Source organism: Vreelandella sp. V005 (genome assembly GCF_052645115.1).
Map to the genome: position 1 here is coordinate 341,548 of NZ_JBQXYA010000002.1, position 22,514 is coordinate 364,061.

Here is a 22,514-nt window from a genome sequence, read left to right on the forward strand (position 1 = left end):
TTAACCTCCACCCATGGACTCTCAATGGCTCTCTATAGCAAGCAAGAGTGGTTTTCTAACATCAAAGGCGACACGCTCTCGGGAATCGTTGTTGCCCTCGCTCTCATTCCCGAGGCGATTGCTTTTTCAATTATTGCCGGCGTAGATCCCAAAGTTGGCCTTTATGCCTCTTTCTGTATTGCCGTGATTATCGCCTTCACCGGTGGTCGTCCTGGCATGATCTCAGCGGCAACCGGCGCCATGGCGCTGCTGATGGTAACGCTGGTGCGCGAACATGGCCTTGAATATCTGCTGGCGGCAACGCTGCTTACCGGTGTGCTGCAGATTGTGGCTGGCTATCTAAAGCTTGCCGATCTGATGCGTTTTGTCTCGCGCTCGGTGGTCACCGGGTTCGTTAACGCGCTGGCGATATTGATCTTCATGGCGCAACTGCCGGAATTGACCGACGTGACCTGGCATGTTTACGCCATGACGCTGGCAGGCTTAGGCATTATCTATCTGTTTCCCTATTTACCAGTCATCGGTAAATCGATTCCTTCACCATTGGTCTGCATTGTGGTGCTAACCGCCGTCTATATGGTCAGCGGTATGGATATCCGCAGTGTCGGCGACATGGGTGAACTGCCCGATACGCTGCCTGTTTTCCTATGGCCCAGTGTGCCGCTGAACCTGGAAACGCTATGGATCATTTTACCCTACGCATTAATGTTGACCGTGGTGGGTTTGCTCGAATCGATGATGACCGCCACCATAGTGGATGACCTGACCGATACACCGAGTAATAAGAACCGCGAGTGCAAAGGGCAGGGGGTGGCCAATATAGGTGCCGGGCTGATGGGTGGCATGGCTGGCTGTGCCATGATTGGTCAATCGGTAATCAACATAAAATCCGGTGGGCGGACGCGATTATCGACGCTGATTGCTGGCGTGGTGCTCTTAATGTTGGTGGTCTTCCTGTCAGATTGGGTATCCCAGATTCCCATGGCGGCATTGGTCGCCGTAATGATCATGGTATCGATTGGAACCTTTAGTTGGGAGTCGATCCGCGACCTGAAAAAGCACCCCCTCAGCACCAATATCGTCATGTTGGCTACCGTGGCGGTAACGGTCAGCACACACAACTTGGCCATCGGCGTATTTGTCGGTGTGCTGCTGGCGGCGCTGTTCTTTGCCAACAAAGTGGGCAACATTCTCTACATCGGTTCAAAAGAGATCGAAGCGGGTAAGGAGCGTGAGTATCAGGTGATAGGGCAGGTATTTTTCGCTTCTTCCGAGCGCTTTACCACTGCGTTCGATCTCAAAGAAAGTATCGAGAAAGTGACCATTGATCTTTCCCGCGCCCACTTTTGGGATGTGACGGCCGTTCAAGCGTTGGATCGGATCGTCATCAAGTTTCGCCGCGAAGGTACCAAGGTAGTGTTGGTGGGCTTGAGTGAAGCTAGCGCGACGGTAGTAGACCGCTATGCCGTTCATAATGACCCCGAAGCCGTTGAAAAGCTGATGGGCGGCCACTAATCAAGCAAGGAGCGCAATATGACAGATCAAGTATTAGCCGCTATTGACGGCTCCCAATTCTCTGAAGGCGTTTGCGATTATGCCGCCTGGGCAAGCTTGGCCATGGAGGCACCGTTAGCCTTTGTGCATGTAGTCGACAATCATTCGGACGTCCCTGAAGAGCAGAACCTCTCTGGCAACCTACGCTTCGGTGCCCGCGAACAGCTGATGAAAGAGCTTTCCGAGCTTGATGAGCAGCGCGCGAAGGTGAATCGCGAGCAAGGCAAATTAATGCTTGAAGCCGCCAAAGCGCGCGCAATAGAGGATGGGGTCAGCGACCCCATCACGCGCCAACGCAATGGCACCCTGGTAGAAAGCCTGTTAGAGCTTGAGAAAGACATACGTTTGCTGGTAGTGGGCAAGCGTGGTGAAACCGCCCACCAAGCCAGTGGTCATCTGGGTTCTAACCTTGAGCGTGTGGTACGTGAACTGCACCGCCCCATCCTGATGGTGCCAAAAACCTTCAAGCGGCCTGAAAAAATCTTGATGGCGTTTGATGGCAGCAAAACAGCGCGTAAAGGCGTTGAGATGTTAGCCCGTTCACCGCTATTTGCAGGCACGGAATGCCATGTGCTGATCGTGGGTGCCGAAACGGCTGAACACCGCTCCGAGCTTGAGTGGGCGGTAAGCACGTTGCGCGAAGCGGGCCACCAAGCAGAAGGCGCTATTCGTGCTGGCGAAGTGGACGAAGCTCTTCAAGCTTACGAGAAAGAGCACAGCATTGACCTGTTGGTCATGGGCGCCTACGGCCACTCGCGGATTCGCCATCTTTTGGTGGGTAGCACTACCACGGCCATGCTTCGCGGTAGCCGTCTACCGGTGCTGATTTTGCGTTAACCCTGCGACTAGGCCGTATTGAGTCTATTGCCAAAGCCAGTGCTCGCTGCTTGCGTGTGCTGGCTTTTTTGTGCTTAATCCGCGTTAAGTTGGCTTATTTAATAATGCTAATGTTGCAATGCGGTTCTATGCTGATAGTCAGGTCGTTACCTATTCACTCAACGGAATAGCGCGAGGAGCCTGCCTTGAATATGCCTACGCTGGAAAAAAAACATGTCGGCTTCGATGAAGCCTCTTCGTCCCATCGTTTTGTCGCCGATCTACTGAACCAGGCCGATATTCAGCTGGATGGTCAGCGCCCCTGGGACATACAGCTGAAAGCCTCTGGCGTTATCGATAGCGCCCTTTCGCGAGGCAATCTTGGGCTTGGCGAAAGCTACATGAACGGGGATTGGGAAGCCGAGCGGCTGGATGAATTGTTTTATCGATTAATGCGCGCCCAGCTTGGCCAGCGTATTAAGCCTACCCAACTGGTCTACTACTCATTACGTTCTCGATTATTGAACCGACAAACGGTTAAGCGAGCGTGGGAAGTGGGCGAAAAGCATTACGATCTGGGCAACGACTTCTACGCTGCCATGCTCGATCAGCGCATGACCTATACCTGTGGCTACTGGAAAGATGCTCAAACGCTGGATGAAGCTCAGGAAGCGAAGCTTGATCTGATTTGCCGCAAACTAGCGTTAAAACCCGGTATGCGGGTGCTTGATATTGGCTGTGGTTGGGGAAGCTTTATGGCCTACGCCGCCGAGCATTACGGTGTGGAGTGTGTGGGGCTTACTATTTCGAAGGAACAAGCCGAGTTCGGGCAACGACTGATCAAAAAAGGCTTGCCGGTTGAGTTTCGCTTACAGGATTACCGAAATGAGCACGAACGGTTTGACCGTATTGCCAGCATCGGCATGTTCGAGCATGTGGGGCATAAAAACTATCGTGAATTTATGACCGTCGCCAACCGCTGCTTAAACGATGATGGGTTGTTTTTGCTGCATACCATTGGTAAAAACTTGAGTAATACGGTCACCGACCCCTGGATTGATAAGTACATTTTCCCCAATGGAGAACTGCCCACCTTGGGTCAAGTCACGGACGCTGCTGAAGCGCTTTTCGTTGTGGAGGATGTGCATAACTTCGGGGCTGATTACGACCGAACGCTGATGGCCTGGCATCAAAATTTTGAGGCTCACTGGCAGACATTTAAAGCCCAGTATGGCGAGGTTTTTTATCGCATGTGGCGCTATTACTTATTAAGCTGCGCTGGTGCTTTCCGCGCCAGGGAGCTCCATCTCTGGCAGTTGGTGATGAGCAAGCAGGGGGTGTTGGGGGGCTATTACCGTATCAGTTAATTTGTTTTTTCTGGCAATAGCTTGTCAGGCACCCAGCGTAAGAACGCCACCATACCAAACAGCTCGACCAGTGATTGAAACACAATCACGACTACCGCTGCTTGCCAAGCGCTAGGGAGTGTCAGGGCGATAGGCAGCATTACAAAAGAGTTACGCGTGCCAAAGCTAAAGGCCAGAGTTCGGGCGCTAGCGGTGGGCAATGCAAACAGCTTGCCTAGCCCTTTGCCCAGCAGTGCCGCAAAGATTAAAAAGGCGATAAAGATGAACACGACCTGAGCCAACACCTGGCTAAGCCCAAGCACCGTGTTGACCTGAGAAGCGGCAATCATAAATACCACTAGCGCCAATAGCGGCACGGGCAGCAGCCCCAGGCAGGCAACGCTGCGTTTAATGCTGCGGTGGCGTTGGGCAAGGTATTCAGTCAGCCAAGCGAGTGCTAACGGCGTAACAATAAGGCTGGTAAACGCACTCAGTAGCTCTGTAGAAAGCGTGAGCTGAAACCATTCACTGCCTAAAAACAGCCAAAGATAAAACGGTAACGCGACCATCTGCACCAGCAGCAGTAACGGGGTGGCAGCCATCGCTCGGGCGGCATCGCCTTTGCCTAAATGCGTGAAGGTGATAAACCAATCGGTGCAGGGCACCAGCAGTACCAACAGAATGCCTGCCAGCACCGCAGGAGAAAGCGGTAACCACACAACAAAAAGCACTAAAAAGGCGGGAATGGCAATAAAGTTACCGATCAGTAACGCCGCCATAAAGCGTTTGTCAGTGACGCTGCGGGGAATGTTCAGTAAGGGAATTTGGGTAAAGGTGGCATACAGCAGTATGCCTAATAGGGGCCATACTAGCGGCGCTAGCTGCTTGGCAAACCCCGGCGCCCCCATGCCTAGTGCTAACCCCAAACCAATAAATAGCAGGTAGAGCCAAGACTGATGCTTTTCCATCTGGTCGCGCATGGTGGTGTATCCTTTGGGGGGTCTATTTAGAGAGCGCCAGTCGCTCACCCACCACGGCGGCACCCAGCCAAAGCGGCAGGCTGACCACGATATACATCAGCGCCATTGCAGGTTTGCCCACCTGGACCAGATACAGCGTCTCTAAGCTAAACAGCGAAAAGGTGGTAAAGCCCCCGCAAAACCCGGCGACCAGTAACGGTTGCAAGCGCGCAATTGGGCTGTGCGGGGAGCGCGAAAGAGTGGCAGCCAACCAGCCAATTAAACCAGAACCCAGCACATTGACGATGAGGGTTCCCCAAGGAAAATACCCTCCTAATGTCGCTTGGGATAATAGCGAAACGCCGTAGCGCAGCCCGCTGCCCACACCGCTGCCGATACCCACGGCAAGGTACGCCTTCCAGGCGCTCATAAGGTCGCCCCTGACAGCGGCGCGCCTGAAAACACCCAGCCAAGAGCCACCATGGCTAACCCAAGCAATAGCGTGGCTCCGATATTAACGCTAGCGCGCAATCGTTGATGGCTTTGCCATAGCTCAATGGTCTGTAAACTAAAAGAGGAGACGGTGGTGTAGCCACCCAATAAACCGGCCACCGTAAACAACCATAAAGGCGACGAAGTGGCCGGTAAGCCTTGGGTGCCCAGTAGCCAACCTGCCACAAAAGCACCGCTGGCATTAACGAACAATGTGCCCCAGGGAAACGCCTTGCCTAGATAGCCAGCCATTAGGTTGGAAACCGCAAAGCGTCCCATGCCACCCAGCGCGCCGCCTAGTGCAACCAGCAATACGTTTGTTAAGCCATACCCCATGCTTTTCCCCGTAGGCGTTCTGTCAACAGGTCGCAAGTGTAGCATGCACTTTTATAAGCGTAGCCGGGTAAAAGGCGTTTTAATGCGTCGGGACTCAAACAGTTAGTGTAGAAAATGATGTGAGAGTCGACGAAAGAGGCCGTTACAGCGTCAGCTCCGTTTCCTTGGAAGAAGCCCCCTGTTTCACTGAATGGGCGGCAAGATTAATACCCGCGATGACGGCCTTTAGCGATGCACTTACCGTATCACTATCCTCGGCCACCGCGCAGAGCCGCTGGCCATCAATATTGAGCTGCACGAAGGCGATCGCATTCGCCTCGCTGCTGGCACCGAGGGAGTGCTCGCTGTAATCGATAATGCCCACACTGCTGCCGGAGTTGCGTTGCCACGCATCGGTAAACGCCGACATCGCGCCGTTGCCCTTGCCTGAAAGGCGCAGCGTTTCGTCACCCTGTTGCAGCGTGAGTTCAATACCTTCCTGCTGACCTTTGGAGAGCCGATAATCAACTAATGAAAGCGGCGCTTCCTGGGTGAAATGGTCAAACATCACCTGGCGAATCATTTCGCTGGAGAGTTCGCTGGCGCGTTTTTCGCTCTCTTGCTGTACGTAAGGCGCCAAGGCCAGCATCATCCAGCGGGGCAGGTTAATGCCGTAATCGCGCTCCAACAGGAAGGCCATGCCACCTTTGCCCGATTGGCTGTTGACGCGAATCACCGCTTGATAATCGCGGCCGATATCGTGGGGGGCTATGGGCAAATAAGCCACTTGCCAAGGCTCATCGGGATCCTGATGTTTGAGCGACTTCCGAATGGCATCCTGGTGGCTGCCCGAGAAGGCGGTGTAGACCATTTCGCCAACCCAAGGGTGGCGCGGGTGTATAGCGATACCGGTGCACTCGTTGACCACCTGAATGATTTCATCAGGATTGGAAAGATCCAGTTCAGGATCGATGCCTTGGCTATAAAGGTTCATTGCCAGGGTGACGATATCCATATTACCGGTGCGCTCGCCATTGCCCAGCAGCGTGCCTTCTACCCGCTCGGCGCCGGCCAGCAGGGCAAGTTCGGCAGAGGCCACCGCGCCACCACGGTCGTTGTGGGTATGCACCGAGATAATCACACTGTCGCGGCGGCTGATGTGCTGGCAGAAATACTCGATCTGGTCAGCGTGGTGGTGTGGGCCTGCTACTTCCACCGTGGTTGGCAAATTGAGAATACATTTGTTGTCTGGCGTTGGCTGCCAGACATCCATTACTGCTTCACAGATCTCCAGCGAGAAATCGATCTCGGTACTCGAAAAGCTTTCAGGGGTGTACTCGAAACACCAATCGATATCGGGGTATTGATCGGCGTAAGTTTTGACCCAGGTTGCCCCCTGCACGGCGATATCGACAATGCCGGCGCGATTCATCTCAAATACCCGCTCGCGCTGAATCGTCGAGGTGGAGTTATACAGGTGAACAATGGCGCGCTTGGCGCCCACCAGCGAGGCAAAGGTCTTCTCGATCAGGTGCTCGCGGCACTGCACCAGCACAGCAATGGTGACGTCTTCGGGGATTTGGTCCTCTTCGATCAGCCAGCGCACGAAGTCGTAGTCGGGCTGGCTGGCCGACGGGAAGCCCACCATGACTTCTTTAATACCCACGCTGACGATCTGATGCCAGAAGCGCTGTTTTTGCTCAACGGTCATCGGCTCTAGTAGCGCCTGGTTACCGTCGCGTAGGTCTTCGCTCACCCAGATCGGGGCGTGGTCAAGGTCACGATCGGGCCATTGGCGGTTGAAAGCAGGTACACGGGGCGCAGGGCGATACTTGCGATGATCGAAAGCAGACATGGTGGATTTCCTAAGCGTAGCTGGATGATTGAATCGGCTGCTTGTGGCGACCGCACTACTTCGTTCGCTGCTTTTGACAGCCTATCCAGTGTAGGCGGTTTGCCGCGCTAGGTTCTTGCGGAAACAGGCTCGCCAGGCACATAATTAGCATAAAATATCGTTATTCATTATTTTTCTGGTAGGAGCTGCTTGTTATGTCCGTGTCGCCACTGGTGTTAGATCGTTTTGATCGTCACATACTGGATATCGTGCAGCAGGAAGGGCGGATCAGCAATCAAGAGTTAGCCGATCGTATCGGACTTTCCCCCTCGCCTTGTTTGCGCCGGGTGAGAGCCTTGGAGGAGCATGGCTTGATCCTGCACTACCGTGCGGAAGTCGATTCCCGTCAACTGGGCTACCAATTGATGGCGCTACTGCATATTTCCATGGATCAGCATACGCCGGAACGCTTCGATAATTTCGAGCGCCATATACGGGAAATACCCAATGTCATTGAGTGTCTGATCATCACTGGCCAAGCGGCGGATTTTCAACTCAAAATTCTGGTGCGTGATATGGATGACTATCAGCACCTGCTACTCCATGTGATCAACCGGATTGAGGGGGTGACTGGGGCGCACACGAGTTTTGTCCTGCGCCGGGTCTTTGAACATCGCCCGGTCCCGACAGATCGGCGTTGAGCAAGCAGGCATGGTCAAGGTTAAGTAAAGCGGTTTACACTGCCTGCCTAATGCCTATTAGGAGTTTTTACTATGAAAATTCAGCGCCACGATACGAAAGCCCGCATGAGCCGTGCGGTGGTCCATCAAGGGGTTGCCTATTTATGCGGGCAAGTAGCAGGCCCAGAGGCCCGCAATGGCGATATCACCGCCCAGACAGAAAGCATGCTGGCGCGGGTGGATGCGCTGTTAAAAGAGGTTGGTTCAAGCCGCGAGCAGTTGCTTAGCGCAACGGTTTACCTAAAAGATGGCAGCGATGTGGCTGCCATGAACGAGGTATGGGATGCCTGGGTGCCAGAAGGCTATGCACCGGCACGTACCTGCGTATGCGCGCCGTTGCCCGCCGATGAACTCAAAGTGGAAATTACCGTCACCGCTGCCGTCAGCTAACACTTTAGGCGTTACCGCTCACTTATTGGGTTTTTCCACCGGAAAGCGCGTGTCGCGCAGGCTGTCTTTGATTTTTTTGAGGTGGGGTAGGAAGTCTTCGCCACGCCTCAGGGTCACCCCAGTGGCCAGCGCGTCGATAAGTGTTAACTGAATGACCCGTGACGTCATGGGCATGTAGTGGTCGGTGTCTTCAGGCGTCGCGACATCCAGCGTAGCGGTACATTCATTGGCTAACGGTGAGTGGGGCGCTGTAATGCCTAACACGACAGCACCCGCGTCCCGCGCAAGGCGGGCGATATCGACTAATTCACGGGTGCGGCCAGTGTAGGAAATAATCACGACAACGTCCCCAGTATGGCAAGCGGCGGCCACCATGCGCTGCATCAGTACGTCTACGTAGGCCATTACCGGCAGGTTGAAGCGGAAAAACTTGTGTTGAGCATCCTGGGCCACCGCGCCGGAGGCGCCCAAGCCAAAAATATGGATCTGTTTTGCCTGGGTAAGGTAGTCGACCATTCGCTCAATGGCCGCCATGTCGATTTCCCGCTGCGCTTCATCTAGCGCGGCAATGGTGGCGCCAAAAATTTTATGAGTGTACTGAGTGGCGGTGTCGCCAGGCTCCACGGCCCGGGTCACGTAAGGCGTGCCGCCGGCCAGGCTCTGGGCGAGCTTGATCTTAAAATCAGGGTAGCCTTTGGCGCCAAAGTTGCGGCAAAAACGATTAACCGTAGGCTCACTTACACTTGCCGCCTGCGCTAAGCTGGCAATGCTAAGGCTGGTGGCGACCGTTGGGTCCTCAAGAATTACATTGGCGACTTTACGCTCTGAGCGGTTGAGTTCCTCTAAACGTTCGCGTAAGCGGTCAAGTAAGTCATGAGCCATTAACGGCCTCCCCATGCGTAGTAGAAAAAAGCGGCTTCCATTCGGTGCACCATGTCACAAATTCTTCGGCAGGCAGCGGTCGAGTGTAAAAGTAACCCTGGGCCGCTTCACAGCCGATTGAGCTCAAGTAGGCCGCTTGACCAAATGTTTCGATGCCTTCGGCCACCACAGCGCAGCCTACACTATGCGCAAGCTGGGTAATGGTATTCGCCAGCTGGCGATCAATCGCACTTGTCTCAATATCTCTCACAAAGGCGCGATCTATTTTCAGTGTCGAGAAGGGCAGCGTCTTAATATACGCCAGGGACGACTGACCCGTGCCAAAATCATCGATCGCTACCGCAATGTCCATTTGGGCCAGTTGAGCAAGCTGCTGGCGCGCGTGGTTCATGTCGCTCATCAGCCCGGACTCGGTTACCTCCAGGGCGAAGAAACGCTGGGGGATCTGCTGTTCTTCAAGCCGCACCAAAAGCTGCTGAGCAAAGTCTTTACGCGTCAACTGGCGTGCGGCCACATTGACCGCGATATGGAAATCGTCGTTGAGCAAGCCTTGCCCCCGCCAAGCGGTGATATGTCGCATCGCTTCCGTCAGCACCCAGTCGCCTATGGCAAGAATATCACCGCTGGCCTCAGCCAGTGGAATAAACTCACCAGGCGAGATAACGCCGAATTCTGGATGGTGCCAGCGCAGCAGTGCTTCTGCGCCAAGAATCTTATGATCGGCCAACGATAGCTTAGGTTGAAAAGCAAGCGACATTTCGCCTCGCTCGGTGGCGCCGCGGATCGCTTGTTGAATCTGCAGGCGGTGCCGCTGCCGGGCTTCGAGAGCGGGTGAATAATGCTGTACCAGCAGCGACCCCTGAGGCGGTAAAGCCAACGCGGCCATGTGCACCAGCCGTTCAGGCTCGAAATGGCCCTGTTCGCCACTGATACCAATGCGTGCGCTAACGGGCAACAGCAACTCTTCCAGTGTTTGATCCTGCTCGAAACTTTGCAGTAACTGATCGGCCATCTGCGCTAGTTTGGCGGGATCCGCTGTCGGGGTGATCACCAGGAGCTCGCTACCACCCCATAAGCCGAGCAGGCAGTCGAGGCTGAGCTGGTGACGAAGGCGTTGACTAACAACATGAAGGAGTTGGTCGGCGACCCGATAGCCGTGCAGGCGCACCACGTCTTCAAGCTTATCGAGCGCGATAAACAAAAGCCCTGTGCCGGAAGCCTGCAGGGCGGCCGCTTGGAGTGCCTGGCTTAATCCGCGTCGGTTAGGCAGCAGGGTAATTGGGTCGGTGCGCGATTGGCGGTCAAGCTCCTGCGTACGTTTAGCGATCATCAGTTCTAAGGTATCGACCTGTTTATCGCGAACTTGGTAGCGATGCTCGATATCTAACGTGTTGCGGATACGCTGCAGCACTTCATCTTGCTTGAATGGTTTCGTGATGAAGTCGCGCACCCCTAACGCCAGAGAGCGTTGGCGGGTGGCGTCGTCAATTTGGGCGGTGAGCACGATAATGGGAGGCATCTGCTTTTTAAAGCAGCCCCTTAGCTGTTCGATTACCGCGTAACCATCTAAATGGGGCATGCGAATATCCAGCAGCACTAGGTCTGGCATTTGCTGTTGGCAGTGTTTAATGACTTCTCTTGGGTCATTGATGCCGTGGATATTTTCAAACCCATACTCGTCGAGCAGGTCGAGCATCAATTCAATGTTGACCGTGTTGTCATCGACGACTAATAAGTGTTTTTCGGTAAGGCTCATGGCCCCTTCCTTACCACCGGCTGTAAAAATTGCTGCAGCGAACGGCTAAGTTTGTCGATGTTAATCGGCTTGGTTAGATAGTCGACAAAACCGGCTGCTAGCCCATAGCGGAGGTCACGCTCCATTGCGTTGGCTGACAGCGCAATGACTTTAATGTGCTTGAGCGTCGGCGTTTTCTGTATTTCTGCGAGCGCTTGATAGCCGTTCATGCCTGGTAAGTGAATATCCATTAATATTAAATCAGGCGTTGAGTGGCGCATGATTTCAAGCCCCTGTTCTGCACTCACCACGGTTTGAAGCTCAATGTGGGGGTAGTCCTCAATAATATCTTCCATGAGCCGCTGGTTAGTCGGGTTGTCCTCAATATAAAGCAGTTGAAAGGTCCGTTCACTAACGCTGACTGACTCAGCATGTGTATTAGCAGGCTGCGCTGATTGAGATAAGTCGTTTTCCGCTAAGGGCAATGTAAACCAAAACGTTGACCCTTCACCGGGCACGCTTTCAAACCCAATACGTCCCTGCATGCGGCCAATGAGTTCACGGGTAATGGCCAAGCCAATACCGGTACCTTCCGAAGCATCGTGCTCGGCACCGAGCCGATTAAAGGGTTCAAACAGCTCATGCTGACGTTCAGCAGCAATCCCTTTGCCTGAGTCAGCCACACTAATACAGAGTTCATCGGCCTGGGAGCTTACCGAAATGGTGATAGTGCCCTGATGGCTATTGTACTTAATGGCGTTCGAAATCAGGTTGAGCAGTACCTGCTTGGTGCGCGTGTAATCGGCTGTTATCTGCCAGGGTGCTGGAAAGGGCGCCCGCATTAGGGTTATCCCAGCGGCTTCAATATTGGCTTCAAGGGTGCTGCAAGCATCGTCGATCACCGTGGTGACCGACATCGCTTCCAGGGATAGCGATAGGTGGCCTGCTTCGATTTTGGCGAGATCCAGCACTTCATTGATCAAGCTAAGCAGGTGTTGGCCGCTTTTCTCAATTTGTGCCACTTGCCGATGCTGCTTGTCACTAAGTGGGTCGCGCCGAGCTTTGGCCAGCAGTTGGGAAAAACCGATAATGGCATTCAGCGGCGTGCGCAATTCATGGCTCATCGAGGAAAGAAATTCACTCTTAGCCTGATTGGCTATTTCCGCTTGATCCCTTGCGTTGGCTAAATCCTGGGTTACCTGCTCGCGCTCGGCCATTTGGCTGTAAAGGTTAATGAGCAGGGCACAAGTGTCCGTAAACGGCTGAAGCCAGTCTAAGAGCGCTTGGTTTAGCGGCTGCTTGCTATTAGCAATCGCGAACATACCGATAAGCCGCTCGCCACTAAAAATAGGCACGCCCAGATAATTATGCAGTACGGGGTGCCCAGGGGGGAAGCCACCGCGTTTAACATGGCTGTAGACATCGTTGGTCATGATGACTTCGCCATACGCAAATACACGGCCAAGCAGTGATTTGGGGTTGGTAAGCGTCATATCACCGCTGCGTAACCGCTCCATTAGCAGGCGTGAATCCTCGCTCCACGATAAGTCGGTGATCGCATGGATTTTAAGCGCGTTAGTCGTGCTGGTGGGCATCACTTCACCAATGAGCGCGTAGTCGCTGTCGGTTAGTTCGCGTAACGCTTCCATCAAAAAGGTCCATAGCCTTTTGCCTGACATCAGCGCTTGGTAATCGGTAATCCCTTGGTGAAGCACTTTGAGCAGATTTTGCTCTTTCTGCATTCGGTGTGCTGTGTCAGTCAATTGCATCTGAAGCTTATGCTGGCGAAGGAGTTCTTCTACCTGACCAGCCAAGCTTTCGAGTAACTTTAAATCGCGTGGGCTGAAGTCGCGAGGCTGACGATCAATCAAGCACAGCGTGCCTATCGCCATGCCATCGGTAGGCCTTAGGGGATAACCCGCGTAAAAGCGAATACGGGGAAGACCTTCGACCAGCGGGTTATCGATAAAACGTTCATCGTGCAGCGTGTCTTCGATGATGAGCGGCGCATCAATCGCAATCGCATGGGCGCAAAAAGAGAGCTCACGGGCGGTTTCACAAATCCCAAGCCCCTGGTGCGATTTAAACCACTGGCGCTCTTCGTCGACCAATGAAACCAACGCAATAGGCACGTCAAACAGATCACGGGCCAACTGCGTCATGCGCTCAAAGGCTTTATCAAGCGGTGTGTCGAGTACTTGTAAAGCATGCAAGGCCGCCAGGCGTTGTGTTTCATTTTGAGGAGTATCTGGGGCTTGCATGGACATTCCAGAACATTGAGTTAATAAAACATAGCATTATAACTATCGGCGGTGGGGACATCAGCTTTAACCAAGCCCCAGCAGCTTCATTAACCAACGCCGATAAGGTGGGTAAAGCAGGTGGCTAGGGGTGCGTTTTGATTGATAAAACACACCGCGCAAATGGCTAAAGCGCTCAAACCCTTGGCGGCCATGGTAGGCGCCCATGCCACTCTCACCGACACCGCCAAAGGGTAAGGAAGGCACCGCGTGGTGGAGCAGTGTCGCATTAAAAACCAGTGCCCCAGAACGGGTGGTTTTCAGCAACTGTTGCTGCAAGCTTTTATCGTGGGTGAAGGCATAAAGAGCTAAGGGGTGAGGCCGCGCATTGATAAAGTCGATAGCGGCCGACATGTCATGAACGCCAATGACAGGCAGGCATCGGCCAAAGATTTCCTCACGCATCACCCCCAGGCTCTGATGAGGGTCGATGATCAAGACGGGTGCATGTTGGCCGTGGTCGATGACTCGGCAGCCGTGGTTGTGGGCTTCTTGTAGCATGGCTTCCAACCGCTGTTGATGCGTGTCATCAATCGGGGAAGTGACGGCATGGTCGTCGGGCCGTTGCTGCACAATGGCGTGGCTTAGTGCTTTCACCACGGCGTTAATATGACGGCTTTCTACCAGCACGTAATCGGGGGCGATACAGGTCTGCCCACCATTCACCCCTTTCCCAAAAATAATAGCTGCTGCCGCTTTATCGACATCCACATCGCCCGCTACGATAGCGGGCGATTTGCCGCCTAACTCCAGCGTCACAGGCGTTAAGTTGGCCGCCGCCGCTTGGGCAACTTGCCGCCCCACCGCCGTAGAGCCGGTGAAGACCAAGTGATCAAACGGTAAGCGGCTAAAACGACGCGCGACGTCTATATCGCCTTCCACCACCTTGAACTCTTCAGACGTAAAGTAGTGGGGCACTAACTGTTTCAACAGCGCGCTGGTAGCGGGGGTGTGCTCGCTAGGCTTGAGCATCACGACATTACCTGCTGCAAAGGCATCCACCACGGGCATTAGCGCCAAACTCCAGGGGTAATTCCACGGAGAAATCACCCCCACTACCCCTAATGGCTGCGGTGCAATGCGGGCCCGAGCGGGCAGAAGCCGCCACGGTACACTGACCGACCAAGGCCGCATCCAGCGCCACAAATGCAGTCTGGCATGACGAACAGCGTGCAGCACCGCGCTAATTTCAGCCATGCGTATCTCGACGTCACTGCGCTTGCCAAAATCGGTCTGGATGGCCCGAATGATGTCTAGCTGATGATGCTTGGTCATGCGTGCAAGGCGGGCTAGCCGATCCCGCCGCACCGTGAGTGTCGGGTAGGGGAGTTGGTCGGCAGCTTGACGCTGCGTCTGGAAGTCACCCGTTAGGTCGCGCTTCATGGCCTCTCCTGGTGCGCCGCTTTCGGCGCGAGTGATAAGCGTGGGTAGTGCGGTCAGTATTAAAGGGCTGCCGTTAATGGTTAATGATTAATAGTTAATGTAAATGGGTTGGGCGTCCCGTTAGTGTAAAGTGGTGCGGGTAATGTCGATTGGCTAAGCCAGCACGCGCATTTGAGGTTTCCCCTTTCTTTAAGTCCCACACTCCTTGGAAGGTGCTATGCCGTTTAGTCCACTGTCGCTCACTATTCTACCCACCATTGGGGCCGTCACGGCAAGCCAGTGGGATGCACTGGTAGATAGCGATCAGCCATTTTTACGCCATGCTTTTTTACATGCCCTGGAAGCGAGTGGCTCCGTCAGTCTGGCGACTGGCTGGGAGCCTTGCCACCTAAGCGTATGGCAAGGCGAGCAGCTAGTTGCTGCGATGCCGATGTACCGTAAGCATCACTCCTACGGTGAGTATGTGTTTGATTGGGGCTGGGCGGAAGCGTTAGAAAATGCCGGTGGCCGCTATTACCCTAAAGCACTCAGCGCGGTGCCGTTTACACCGGTGCCCGGTACGCGCACATTAATCGCCAGCCATGTTGATGCGAGCGCCGTGCGCACCCTGTTGGCAGAGGCATGGCGTGAACAGTGCGCAAGTCAGGCGCTGTCAAGTTGGCACTTGCTGTTTGCCAATGAAAAGGATGTTGCCGCTTGGCAGGCGCAGTGCCCCGATCTCATTACCCGAGAAGGGGTCCAGTTTCAGTGGCATGATCGGGGGTTTGGCGATTTTGATGGCTTTTTAGATAGCCTCACTTCCAAGCGCCGCAAAATGATCAAGCGTGAGCGACGCCTGGTCGCCGACCAAGGCTTGAAGGTCGCTCGTTTGGAAGGTGATGCGATTACTCCCGCCGACATGGCACATTTTTATCGCTGCTACGCCATTACCTACCATGAGCGTGGTCGACCGCCTTATTTAAACCACAATTTTTTTGAGCGCCTGCGTCTTAGCATGGCGGACGCCCTCGTGCTGGTTCAGGCCTCTATAGAGGGCCGCCCGGTGGCGGCAGCTCTCTATTTTAGAGGTAGCCGTTCACTTTACGGTCGTTATTGGGGAAGCGAGGTAGTGGCTGACTGCCTGCATTTTGAAGCGTGTTACTACCAGGGGATCGATTACTGTTTGCAACAGGGCTTGACGCTGTTTGACCCGGGCACTCAGGGCGAGCACAAGCTCGTGCGCGGGTTTGCTCCCCAGCGTGTGCGGTCACTGCACTTTATCGAACATCCGGGCCTAGCCGCGGGAGTTGCGCAGTTTTGTCAGCAAGAGGGCGAACACGTGAGCGCTTACCGCGAGGCAGCTCACCAAGCGCTGCCCTTTAAGCGTTGATTTAAATAACGCGTGGCTCGCTGGTGATGCGCCTTGATGGCATAATGCGCGCCAATCAGAGTGTCTAATGGGAACAACCTCCCTTTTAAAGCGTTATTTTTGAACACAGCCGAGTCGTCAAGGTATCGATGACAGGGTGTGGGGCAGGTGACAGGAGAACGGTGATGCGCAAATGGGTAGTGATGGCACTGCTTGCCGTGTTGGCACTGCTTCAATACGAGCTTTGGTTAGGCAACGGCGGCTGGCGCGATTTACAGCGCGTGGAACAGCGTGTCGCGGTGCAGGAAGCGGAAAATGTTCCCATGCGAGAGCGCAATGCGCGACTGGCCGCTGAAGTGACGGATTTAAAAACCGGATTGGACGCCATTGAAGAGCGGGCGCGTAGTGATATGGGTATGGTGCGTACCGATGAGCAGTTCTTCTGGGTGCCAGGGGTGGCGATTGAAAGTGAGCTGATCGGCATCAATGCCGGATTGGTCGCTCCTCAGGAGCCGGCACAGTGAGCCAAACGTGGCTGGTCGTTCCCGCCGCAGGCCAAGGCCGCCGCATGGGAGCAGATAAGCCTAAACAGTATTTACCCTTGGCCGATGAGCAGCCGGTGCTGGCGCATACCTTGGCGCGACTCTATATCGCCTTCCCCACCGCCCGTTTGGTACTCTGCTTGGATGTAGATGATGGCTGGTTTTCGCCGCACTGGGTGCCGTTCGCTGATTGGCAGCGCGTGTCCGGGGGCAACGAACGAATGGACAGCGTCTTAAATGCGCTGCATGCCATGGCCGCCGAGAATGATGATATCGTGTTGGTGCATGATGTGGCGCGCCCTTGTGTTACTCAGGGCGATTTATTGGCCCTCCATCAAGCCGCTTCTTCCCATGCTGCTGGCGCGCTGTTGGCGATGCCTGTCGCTGATACGATGAAACGTGCCGATGCCCAGTGTTTGAGTAAGCAGACTGAACCTCGCGAAGGCTTATGGCATGCGCTGACACCCCAAGGGTTTCGCTTTGGGCTGCTGCGTCGGGCGTTGGAAACTGCTCGCCAGCAGCAAACGATGGTGACCGATGAAGCGTCGGCAGTCGAAGCCTTGGGCGAGTACCCGCAATTGGTACGCGGGCGGCGCGATAATCTTAAAATTACTCACCCAGACGACTTAGCGCTTGCGGTGGCGATTATGGCGGCACAAGAAGCTCACGACTCTGGCAGGCCTTTAACCATCGAGCCTCAAGCAACCGGGCTTTAATCAACTAGCGCTGATTCTATAGGAGCTTAGTAATGCGTATCGGCCACGGATTCGACGTCCACCGTTTCGGCCCCGGCGACCATCTGATGATCGGTGGCGTTAAACTACCGTTTGGCCATGGCTTTATCGCCCATTCTGACGGCGACGTGCTGCTGCATGCGGTTAGCGATGCGTTGTTAGGCGCCTGCGCATTGGGTGATATTGGCCGCCATTTTCCCGATACCGATGCGACGTGGGCGGGAGCCGACAGCCGCGCACTACTTCGCCATGTGGTCTCGCTGGTGCATCAACAGGGCTATGGCGTGGTGAATCTTGATGCCACGCTAATGGCGCAGGCGCCTAAAATGGCGCCGCATATCGACGCAATGCGTGAAGTGATTGCCGCGGACCTTGGGATTACGCTGGGCCAAGTGAACGTCAAAGCCACGACCACCGAACGATTAGGCTTCACCGGACGCGGTGAAGGCATCGCCGCGGAAGCGGTGGTACTGCTTAATCGTGCTGAGGCGCTTAATGATTAAGATGCCAGCCTGGCAGCGCTGTTTAGATCCGCGGTTCGGCCCACCCAAACCGGGCCAGTATCGGGCCGAGCCGGAAGATTTCTGGGTCGACGAACAGCTCGATTTTACGCCTGAGGCACATGGCGAGCACCTATGGCTGCGTGTTGAAAAACGTAACCAATCCACGTTAGAGGTGGTTAAGCTACTAAGTCGGCTTTGTGACGTAACGCCCCGGGATATTGGCTATTCCGGTATGAAAGATCGCATGGCGGTGACCCGCCAATGGCTGAGTGTGCATTTGCCAGGCCGAGACGCCCCGCCGGCGCTTGAGCAGTCACTTAACGCGCAGGGCATTACGATTGTTGAGCAGGCGCGCCACCCGCGTAAGCTTAAACGAGGCGTTCACCGCGCCAATCGTTTTGTGTTACGCCTAAGCGGTGACGCCATTGCCAGCGACGACTTCGTCAATCGCTGGAAAGCCCTTTGTCAGCTCGGGGTACCCAACTACTTCGGCCCCCAGCGCTTTGGCCATGAAGGACATAATCTTCAGCGCGCAGCAGCGATACTTAACCGAGGTTGGCGTAAGCGGGATGACCGCCAAGGTATGATGCTTTCCACTGCGCGCAGTTTTTTGTTTAACCAACTGCTCAGTCATCGTATTGCAGACGGTACCTGGTCGCAGCCGCTAGCGGGCGACACCTTAATGTTGGATGGCACGCAAAGCGTGTTTAGTATTGAGGCGAGCGATGCAACACTTCAGGCGCGTGCCGCTGAGCTGGATGTTCATCCCACCGGGGTGCTGTGGGGCGTTGGTGAGCGGGGGCAGGGTGACGCGGCTAGCTATGAGGTCTCTTTACAGCAGCAATATCTAGACTTATGCAGCGGTTTGGAGCGCAGCGGTGTTAAGCAGTCACGCCGCGCGCTTCGCATGCGAATGCTGGAACCCCAGCTGGTGTGGGAGGCTGGGGCTGTCAGGCTTTCATTCGTGTTACCCCGAGGTAGCTTCGCCACTGCCGTGCTTGGTGAACTGATAGAAATGACCTGATAGCGAGTCGTTAATAGCGGAGAGCTACTTGATTCGTCAGAACGTTTATAACTCGTCAAAACGGTGTTAACACGCTAAAAAGTTTACTAAAAGTGAGGGATAGGCGTCGTCACCTTTCGCGTTTATGCTCTCTATTTATATCATCAGTACTTATGCCACCCGTGCTTATGACGCTTGTGTCTATAAAGAGGGAGACCCACTATGCGGCGACTATTGCTTTCCAATGATGACGGGGTGTATGCGCCTGGGTTGCGTGCATTGCACGACGCATTGCTGGCACATGCCAATATGCGCGTAGTGGCCCCTGACCGAGACCGCAGCGGTGCCAGTAACTCCCTGACGCTGTCACGGCCGCTCTCGCTGACGCCGCTTGATAACGGGTTTTACAGCGTTGACGGCACACCTGCCGACTGCGTCTATTTAGGCGTTCACGGCGTTTGGGATGAAAAACCCGATTTAGTGATTTCAGGTATTAATCACGGCAGTAATCTGGGTGACGATGTGCTCTATTCAGGCACTGTCGCGGCGGCGATGGAAGGGCGCAACCTGGGCATGACCGCGATTGCCATGTCGCTGTGCGGTGAGCGCCACTTTGCTACCGCCGCAAGAGTGGCCGCCACCTTGATTGGCGCCGCGGACCAACTCTCGCTACCGCCGCGTACGCTGCTGAACGTCAACGTGCCCGACGTTCCCTGGGAAGCGATCAAAGGCGTTAAAGTCACTCGTCTGGGTTATCGCGGGCCAGCCGAAAAACCGTTGCCGGTAAAAGACCCCCGCGGACGTACGCGCTACTGGATTGCGCCCGTCGCAGCGAATGCCGATGATGGGGAAGATACTGATTTTGCCGCCGTCGAGGCGGGCTATGTATCGATTACGCCTCTACAAACAGACCTAACGCGCCACCCCGCGCTTAACGATGTGCAGGATTGGTTGGATGTTTTTGCCTGATATCTCTCCTGGGGAGCTGCGCGGTCGCGGTATGACCTCCCAGCGCACCCGCGACCGTATGGTCAAGCGCCTCATGCAACAAGGGATCACCGATACCCGTGTGCTTGAGGTGATGGCTAGCGAGCCTCGCCACCTATTTGTGGATGAGGCGCTGGCACATCGCGCCTATGAAGATACCGCGCTGCCCATCGGGTTTAGTCAGACACTGTCTCAACCCTTTATTGTGGCGCGTATGACCGAGCTGGTGCTGCGTGCCGGTCCGCGCCGGGTACTGGAACTGGGCACAGGTTCTGGCTACCAAACATTGCTACTGTCGCGCTTGGTCGAAGAACTGTACTCCATTGAGCGCATAAGCGCGCTGCACGAGCGAGCGGCCGAACGGTTAAGGCGACTGAACGCCCCGGCCACGCTCGCCGTGGCGGACGGTGGCTATGGTTGGCCTGAGGTAGCCCCGTTCGACGTTATTTTATTGACCGCTTGTGCCCATACATTACCTTCATCGTTACTAGAGCAATTGAGTGTCGACGGCGTATTGATCGCCCCTATCGAAGATCCTGATGGCAACCAGTGGCTTACACAGGTAAAGCGCATTGGGAATGCTTTTGAAAAGCGGCGGCTTGAGCCCGTGCGTTTTGTACCTTTGCTACAAGGAGTAGTGGATTGAAGCGGCAACCCTTGGGAATATTTTTACGTGGCGCAGGGATGGGCGCCGCCGATGCGGTACCCGGTGTGTCGGGAGGTACGATTGCGTTTATTAGCGGTATTTATGAAGAGCTGATTAACACGATCAAGCAGTTTGGTCCGAGTGCGATTGGGATATGGCGTCAAGGCGGTTGGAAAGCGCTGAGTCTTCACCTCAATCTAGCTTTCCTGGTGCCGTTATTGGCAGGGGTGGCGGTTAGCCTGTTTAGTGTGGCGCACTTGGCACTTTGGCTGATGGAAGCACACCCGCTGTTGTTGGACGGGTTCTTTTTTGGCCTAGTAGCTGCTTCAGCACTAGTGGTCGGAAAAGCGAGTAGCGGCTGGAAGATATGGTATCTACTGCCCTTGCTCGTAGGCTTAGTACTTGCCCAGGCGTTGCCAGGCATGATGCCGCTGGTGCTGCTGCTGGGTAATGAAGCATTGGTGGTAATGGTGGCAGGCTGCATTGCTATTAGCGCCATGCTGTTGCCGGGGGTTTCGGGCAGCTTTTTATTGCTGACAATGGGGCTCTACGGCACCATCATGGGAGCAATTCGCAGCCTGGATCTGGGTATCATCATTCTGTTTGGGATGGGCTGTGTGGTGGGCTTAGCGTTGTTTTCGCGGCTGTTGTCCTGGTTATTACGTCGGCACCATACCTCGACCATGCAACTGCTGCTGGGGTTTATTGTCGGTTCGTTACCGGTTCTCTGGCCGTGGCGTGAGCTGTTACGCTATCAAATCGGGCCAGAAGGGCAAATGATCCCTCTGGAACATCGCTATTTGCTGCCCGCTGACTATGCCGTATTGACCGGTGCCTCGGCACAAGTCGCTGGTGTCGTCGCCCTGATGGCCGTAGGGGCATTCATTGTCGTGTTACTCAACCGACACGCGGATCGTCGGCCAATCGATTCCAAGCTGGGCGCTGAAAAGGAGTAAAAGGTAAATGCGTAGAATCGTAGTGATATCGGCGCTGGTATTCGTCATTGCTGGCTGTGCCAGCCAACAGGGTGGAGGCCCCCAGGTGCGTGATTTAAGCCAAGCACGCCAAGCGGTTGAAAATTCGCCTCAGTACACCGTCAAAGCAGGAGACACGCTTTATGGTATCGCATGGCAGCACAATCTGGATTATCGCCAGTTAGCGGCAATGAACAATATTGATGCGCCTTATCAAATTCGCCCAGGACAAACCATTACCTTGCGCGAAGGCGCCTCAATGGCCTCGGCAAGTAGCCAGCCGGCGACGAATAACGCCAACAGTGGCGGTGCCGTCGCGACCGGGCTGAACCCGCAAACGGCTTCTGTGGCGAGTAATGATCAGGAGCTGGATTGGCTATTGCCGGACGAGTCTGCCATTGAGCGTAATCAGCGCCTGACGGCTGAGCGCAATGCCGCAGAGTCGCCCGAACAGGACGCCGGGCCGGCTCAAGCCGAACCGGAAGTAATAGCGGCTGCCGAGCCAGAACCTGCCGCTCAACCTGAGCCCGAAGTCGAACCCGCTGCCGAGCCTGAACCGCAGCCGGTTTCAGAACCTGAGCCACGGCAGGAAGCCGCCCCGGCCAACCAAAGTGCCGCCGCGGACCGTGCTTCGCGCACCTATACTCCCGCCGAAACGATCGCTTGGCAATGGCCTGCTGAGGGCAACGTAGCCGGTGAGTTTGGACAGGGCGATAGCATTACCGCCGGGATTGATATCACCGGTGAAAAGGGGCAACCTGTTAAAGCGGCTGGCCCTGGTATCGTGGTTTATGCGGGCAGTGGCGTCAGGGGCTATGGCAACCTCATCCTTCTCAAGCACAACGACCAATTCCTGAGTGCGTATGCGCATAACGATAGCTTACGAGTCAGTGAAAATGACGTCGTCGAGGCTGGCGAAGTGATTGCCACGATGGGGGATAGCGATGCGGAGAACGTCAGATTGCATTTTGAGGTGCGCCGCGATGGACAGCCTCAAGACCCAATGGACTTTCTACCTGCCCGCTAATGCA

22 protein-coding genes are annotated in these 22,514 nt (G+C 54.9%); 14 read left to right on the forward strand and 8 right to left on the reverse strand.

Annotated features, from left to right (window positions below):
* Positions 1-24 precede the first annotated feature (24 nt).
* From ACUN8H_RS06800 to cfa, 3 genes are all read left to right on the forward strand, one after another.
* Complete coding sequence (locus ACUN8H_RS06800; protein WP_445531392.1) at positions 25-1,515, forward strand: SulP family inorganic anion transporter; 1,491 nt, start codon at positions 25-27, stop codon at positions 1,513-1,515.
* Positions 1,516-1,533: 18 nt separating this feature from the next.
* Positions 1,534-2,391, forward strand: a complete 858-nt coding sequence (locus ACUN8H_RS06805; protein ID WP_445531393.1) for a universal stress protein — start codon at positions 1,534-1,536, stop codon at positions 2,389-2,391.
* Between the two features lie 185 nt (positions 2,392-2,576).
* Positions 2,577-3,737, forward strand: a complete 1,161-nt coding sequence (cfa, locus tag ACUN8H_RS06810; RefSeq protein WP_445531394.1) for a cyclopropane fatty acyl phospholipid synthase — start codon at positions 2,577-2,579, stop codon at positions 3,735-3,737.
* Here the strand turns inward: cfa and ACUN8H_RS06815 are convergent.
* From ACUN8H_RS06815 to ACUN8H_RS06830, 4 genes are all read right to left on the reverse strand, one after another.
* Complete coding sequence (locus ACUN8H_RS06815) at positions 3,734-4,696, reverse strand: arsenic resistance protein (protein ID WP_445531395.1); 963 nt, start codon at positions 4,694-4,696, stop codon at positions 3,734-3,736. The two genes, cfa and ACUN8H_RS06815, sit on opposite strands and share 4 nt — an antisense overlap.
* Positions 4,697-4,718: 22 nt before the next feature.
* Complete coding sequence (locus ACUN8H_RS06820; protein WP_445531396.1) at positions 4,719-5,105, reverse strand: fluoride efflux transporter FluC; 387 nt, start codon at positions 5,103-5,105, stop codon at positions 4,719-4,721.
* Positions 5,102-5,503 carry a fluoride efflux transporter CrcB gene (gene crcB, locus ACUN8H_RS06825; RefSeq protein WP_445531397.1) on the reverse strand — a complete coding sequence of 134 codons (402 nt, stop codon included), beginning with the start codon at positions 5,501-5,503 and terminating at the stop codon, positions 5,102-5,104. Before crcB ends, ACUN8H_RS06820 begins: the two co-directional genes overlap by 4 nt.
* Before the next feature lie 142 nt (positions 5,504-5,645).
* A complete protein-coding gene (locus ACUN8H_RS06830) occupies positions 5,646-7,337 on the reverse strand; it encodes a 2-isopropylmalate synthase (protein ID WP_445531398.1) in 1,692 nt (563 codons plus the stop codon).
* 194 nt (positions 7,338-7,531) lie between these two features.
* On the opposite strand from ACUN8H_RS06830, the gene ACUN8H_RS06835 reads away from it, so the two are divergent.
* Together ACUN8H_RS06835 and ACUN8H_RS06840 are read left to right on the forward strand one after the other, a co-directional pair.
* On the forward strand, positions 7,532-8,017 hold the full coding sequence (locus ACUN8H_RS06835; protein WP_290697203.1) for an Lrp/AsnC family transcriptional regulator: 486 nt from the start codon (positions 7,532-7,534) through the stop codon (positions 8,015-8,017).
* A gap of 72 nt (positions 8,018-8,089) precedes the next feature.
* On the forward strand, positions 8,090-8,446 hold the full coding sequence (locus ACUN8H_RS06840) for a RidA family protein (protein WP_445531399.1): 357 nt from the start codon (positions 8,090-8,092) through the stop codon (positions 8,444-8,446).
* An 18-nt stretch (positions 8,447-8,464) separates the two neighbouring features.
* On the opposite strand, the gene ACUN8H_RS06845 is transcribed toward ACUN8H_RS06840, so the two are convergent.
* The 4 genes from ACUN8H_RS06845 to ACUN8H_RS06860 form a co-directional block, all read right to left on the reverse strand.
* A complete protein-coding gene (locus ACUN8H_RS06845; protein ID WP_445531400.1) occupies positions 8,465-9,328 on the reverse strand; it encodes a MurR/RpiR family transcriptional regulator in 864 nt (287 codons plus the stop codon).
* Positions 9,318-11,084 (reverse strand): GGDEF/EAL domain-containing response regulator, encoded by a 1,767-nt coding sequence (locus ACUN8H_RS06850; protein WP_445531401.1) that lies wholly within the window; start codon positions 11,082-11,084, stop codon positions 9,318-9,320. The genes ACUN8H_RS06845 and ACUN8H_RS06850 overlap by 11 nt, the downstream gene beginning before the upstream one ends.
* On the reverse strand, positions 11,081-13,324 hold the full coding sequence (locus ACUN8H_RS06855; protein ID WP_445531402.1) for an ATP-binding protein: 2,244 nt from the start codon (positions 13,322-13,324) through the stop codon (positions 11,081-11,083). Before ACUN8H_RS06855 ends, ACUN8H_RS06850 begins: the two co-directional genes overlap by 4 nt.
* Positions 13,325-13,390: 66 nt before the next feature.
* Positions 13,391-14,746 (reverse strand): aldehyde dehydrogenase family protein, encoded by a 1,356-nt coding sequence (locus tag ACUN8H_RS06860; protein ID WP_445531403.1) that lies wholly within the window; start codon positions 14,744-14,746, stop codon positions 13,391-13,393.
* Positions 14,747-14,963: 217 nt separating this feature from the next.
* On the opposite strand from ACUN8H_RS06860, the gene ACUN8H_RS06865 reads away from it, so the two are divergent.
* From ACUN8H_RS06865 to ACUN8H_RS06905, 9 genes are all read left to right on the forward strand, one after another.
* Positions 14,964-16,115, forward strand: coding sequence for a GNAT family N-acetyltransferase (locus ACUN8H_RS06865; RefSeq protein ID WP_445531404.1), 1,152 nt, complete (start codon positions 14,964-14,966; stop codon positions 16,113-16,115).
* 164 nt (positions 16,116-16,279) lie between these two features.
* Positions 16,280-16,618, forward strand: coding sequence for a cell division protein FtsB (gene ftsB / locus ACUN8H_RS06870; RefSeq protein ID WP_445531405.1), 339 nt, complete (start codon positions 16,280-16,282; stop codon positions 16,616-16,618).
* Positions 16,615-17,352: a 2-C-methyl-D-erythritol 4-phosphate cytidylyltransferase gene (gene ispD / locus ACUN8H_RS06875; RefSeq protein ID WP_445531406.1), complete on the forward strand. Its 738-nt coding sequence runs from the start codon at positions 16,615-16,617 to the stop codon at positions 17,350-17,352. Before ftsB ends, ispD begins: the two co-directional genes overlap by 4 nt.
* Before the next feature lie 32 nt (positions 17,353-17,384).
* Entirely contained in the window at positions 17,385-17,873 is a 489-nt protein-coding gene (gene ispF / locus ACUN8H_RS06880; protein ID WP_445531407.1) for a 2-C-methyl-D-erythritol 2,4-cyclodiphosphate synthase, read from the forward strand.
* The gene (gene truD / locus ACUN8H_RS06885) at positions 17,866-18,897 is read left to right on the forward strand and encodes a tRNA pseudouridine(13) synthase TruD (RefSeq protein WP_445531408.1); all 1,032 of its coding nucleotides are present in this window, start codon (positions 17,866-17,868) and stop codon (positions 18,895-18,897) included. The genes ispF and truD overlap by 8 nt, the downstream gene beginning before the upstream one ends.
* A 201-nt stretch (positions 18,898-19,098) precedes the next feature.
* A complete protein-coding gene (gene surE, locus ACUN8H_RS06890) occupies positions 19,099-19,845 on the forward strand; it encodes a 5'/3'-nucleotidase SurE (RefSeq protein ID WP_445531409.1) in 747 nt (248 codons plus the stop codon).
* A complete protein-coding gene (locus tag ACUN8H_RS06895; RefSeq protein WP_445531410.1) occupies positions 19,832-20,509 on the forward strand; it encodes a protein-L-isoaspartate(D-aspartate) O-methyltransferase in 678 nt (225 codons plus the stop codon). The genes surE and ACUN8H_RS06895 overlap by 14 nt, the downstream gene beginning before the upstream one ends.
* Complete coding sequence (locus tag ACUN8H_RS06900) at positions 20,506-21,465, forward strand: DUF368 domain-containing protein (RefSeq protein ID WP_445531411.1); 960 nt, start codon at positions 20,506-20,508, stop codon at positions 21,463-21,465. The genes ACUN8H_RS06895 and ACUN8H_RS06900 overlap by 4 nt, the downstream gene beginning before the upstream one ends.
* Positions 21,466-21,472: 7 nt before the next feature.
* The gene (locus ACUN8H_RS06905) at positions 21,473-22,510 is read left to right on the forward strand and encodes a peptidoglycan DD-metalloendopeptidase family protein (RefSeq protein WP_445531412.1); all 1,038 of its coding nucleotides are present in this window, start codon (positions 21,473-21,475) and stop codon (positions 22,508-22,510) included.
* Positions 22,511-22,514 lie beyond the last annotated feature (4 nt).

Bases quoted from the DNA above. Each gene is read 5' to 3' on its own strand.
- ACUN8H_RS06800 (WP_445531392.1), top strand. From the start codon at position 25: ATGGCTCTCTATAGCAAGCAAGAGTGGTTTTCTAACATCAAAGGCGAC.
- ACUN8H_RS06805 (WP_445531393.1), top strand. From the start codon at position 1,534: ATGACAGATCAAGTATTAGCCGCTATTGACGGCTCCCAATTCTCTGAA.
- ACUN8H_RS06815 (WP_445531395.1), bottom strand. From the start codon at position 4,696: ATGCGCGACCAGATGGAAAAGCATCAGTCTTGGCTCTACCTGCTATTT.
- ACUN8H_RS06820 (WP_445531396.1), bottom strand. From the start codon at position 5,105: ATGAGCGCCTGGAAGGCGTACCTTGCCGTGGGTATCGGCAGCGGTGTG.
- crcB (WP_445531397.1), bottom strand. From the start codon at position 5,503: ATGGGGTATGGCTTAACAAACGTATTGCTGGTTGCACTAGGCGGCGCG.
- ACUN8H_RS06830 (WP_445531398.1), bottom strand. From the start codon at position 7,337: ATGTCTGCTTTCGATCATCGCAAGTATCGCCCTGCGCCCCGTGTACCT.
- ACUN8H_RS06835 (WP_290697203.1), top strand. From the start codon at position 7,532: ATGTCCGTGTCGCCACTGGTGTTAGATCGTTTTGATCGTCACATACTG.
- ACUN8H_RS06840 (WP_445531399.1), top strand. From the start codon at position 8,090: ATGAAAATTCAGCGCCACGATACGAAAGCCCGCATGAGCCGTGCGGTG.
- ACUN8H_RS06845 (WP_445531400.1), bottom strand. From the start codon at position 9,328: ATGGCTCATGACTTACTTGACCGCTTACGCGAACGTTTAGAGGAACTC.
- ACUN8H_RS06850 (WP_445531401.1), bottom strand. From the start codon at position 11,084: ATGAGCCTTACCGAAAAACACTTATTAGTCGTCGATGACAACACGGTC.
- ACUN8H_RS06855 (WP_445531402.1), bottom strand. From the start codon at position 13,324: ATGCAAGCCCCAGATACTCCTCAAAATGAAACACAACGCCTGGCGGCC.
- ACUN8H_RS06860 (WP_445531403.1), bottom strand. From the start codon at position 14,746: ATGAAGCGCGACCTAACGGGTGACTTCCAGACGCAGCGTCAAGCTGCC.
- ACUN8H_RS06865 (WP_445531404.1), top strand. From the start codon at position 14,964: ATGCCGTTTAGTCCACTGTCGCTCACTATTCTACCCACCATTGGGGCC.
- ftsB (WP_445531405.1), top strand. From the start codon at position 16,280: ATGCGCAAATGGGTAGTGATGGCACTGCTTGCCGTGTTGGCACTGCTT.
- ispF (WP_445531407.1), top strand. From the start codon at position 17,385: ATGCGTATCGGCCACGGATTCGACGTCCACCGTTTCGGCCCCGGCGAC.
- truD (WP_445531408.1), top strand. From the start codon at position 17,866: ATGATTAAGATGCCAGCCTGGCAGCGCTGTTTAGATCCGCGGTTCGGC.
- surE (WP_445531409.1), top strand. From the start codon at position 19,099: ATGCGGCGACTATTGCTTTCCAATGATGACGGGGTGTATGCGCCTGGG.
- ACUN8H_RS06895 (WP_445531410.1), top strand. From the start codon at position 19,832: ATGTTTTTGCCTGATATCTCTCCTGGGGAGCTGCGCGGTCGCGGTATG.
- ACUN8H_RS06905 (WP_445531412.1), top strand. From the start codon at position 21,473: ATGCGTAGAATCGTAGTGATATCGGCGCTGGTATTCGTCATTGCTGGC.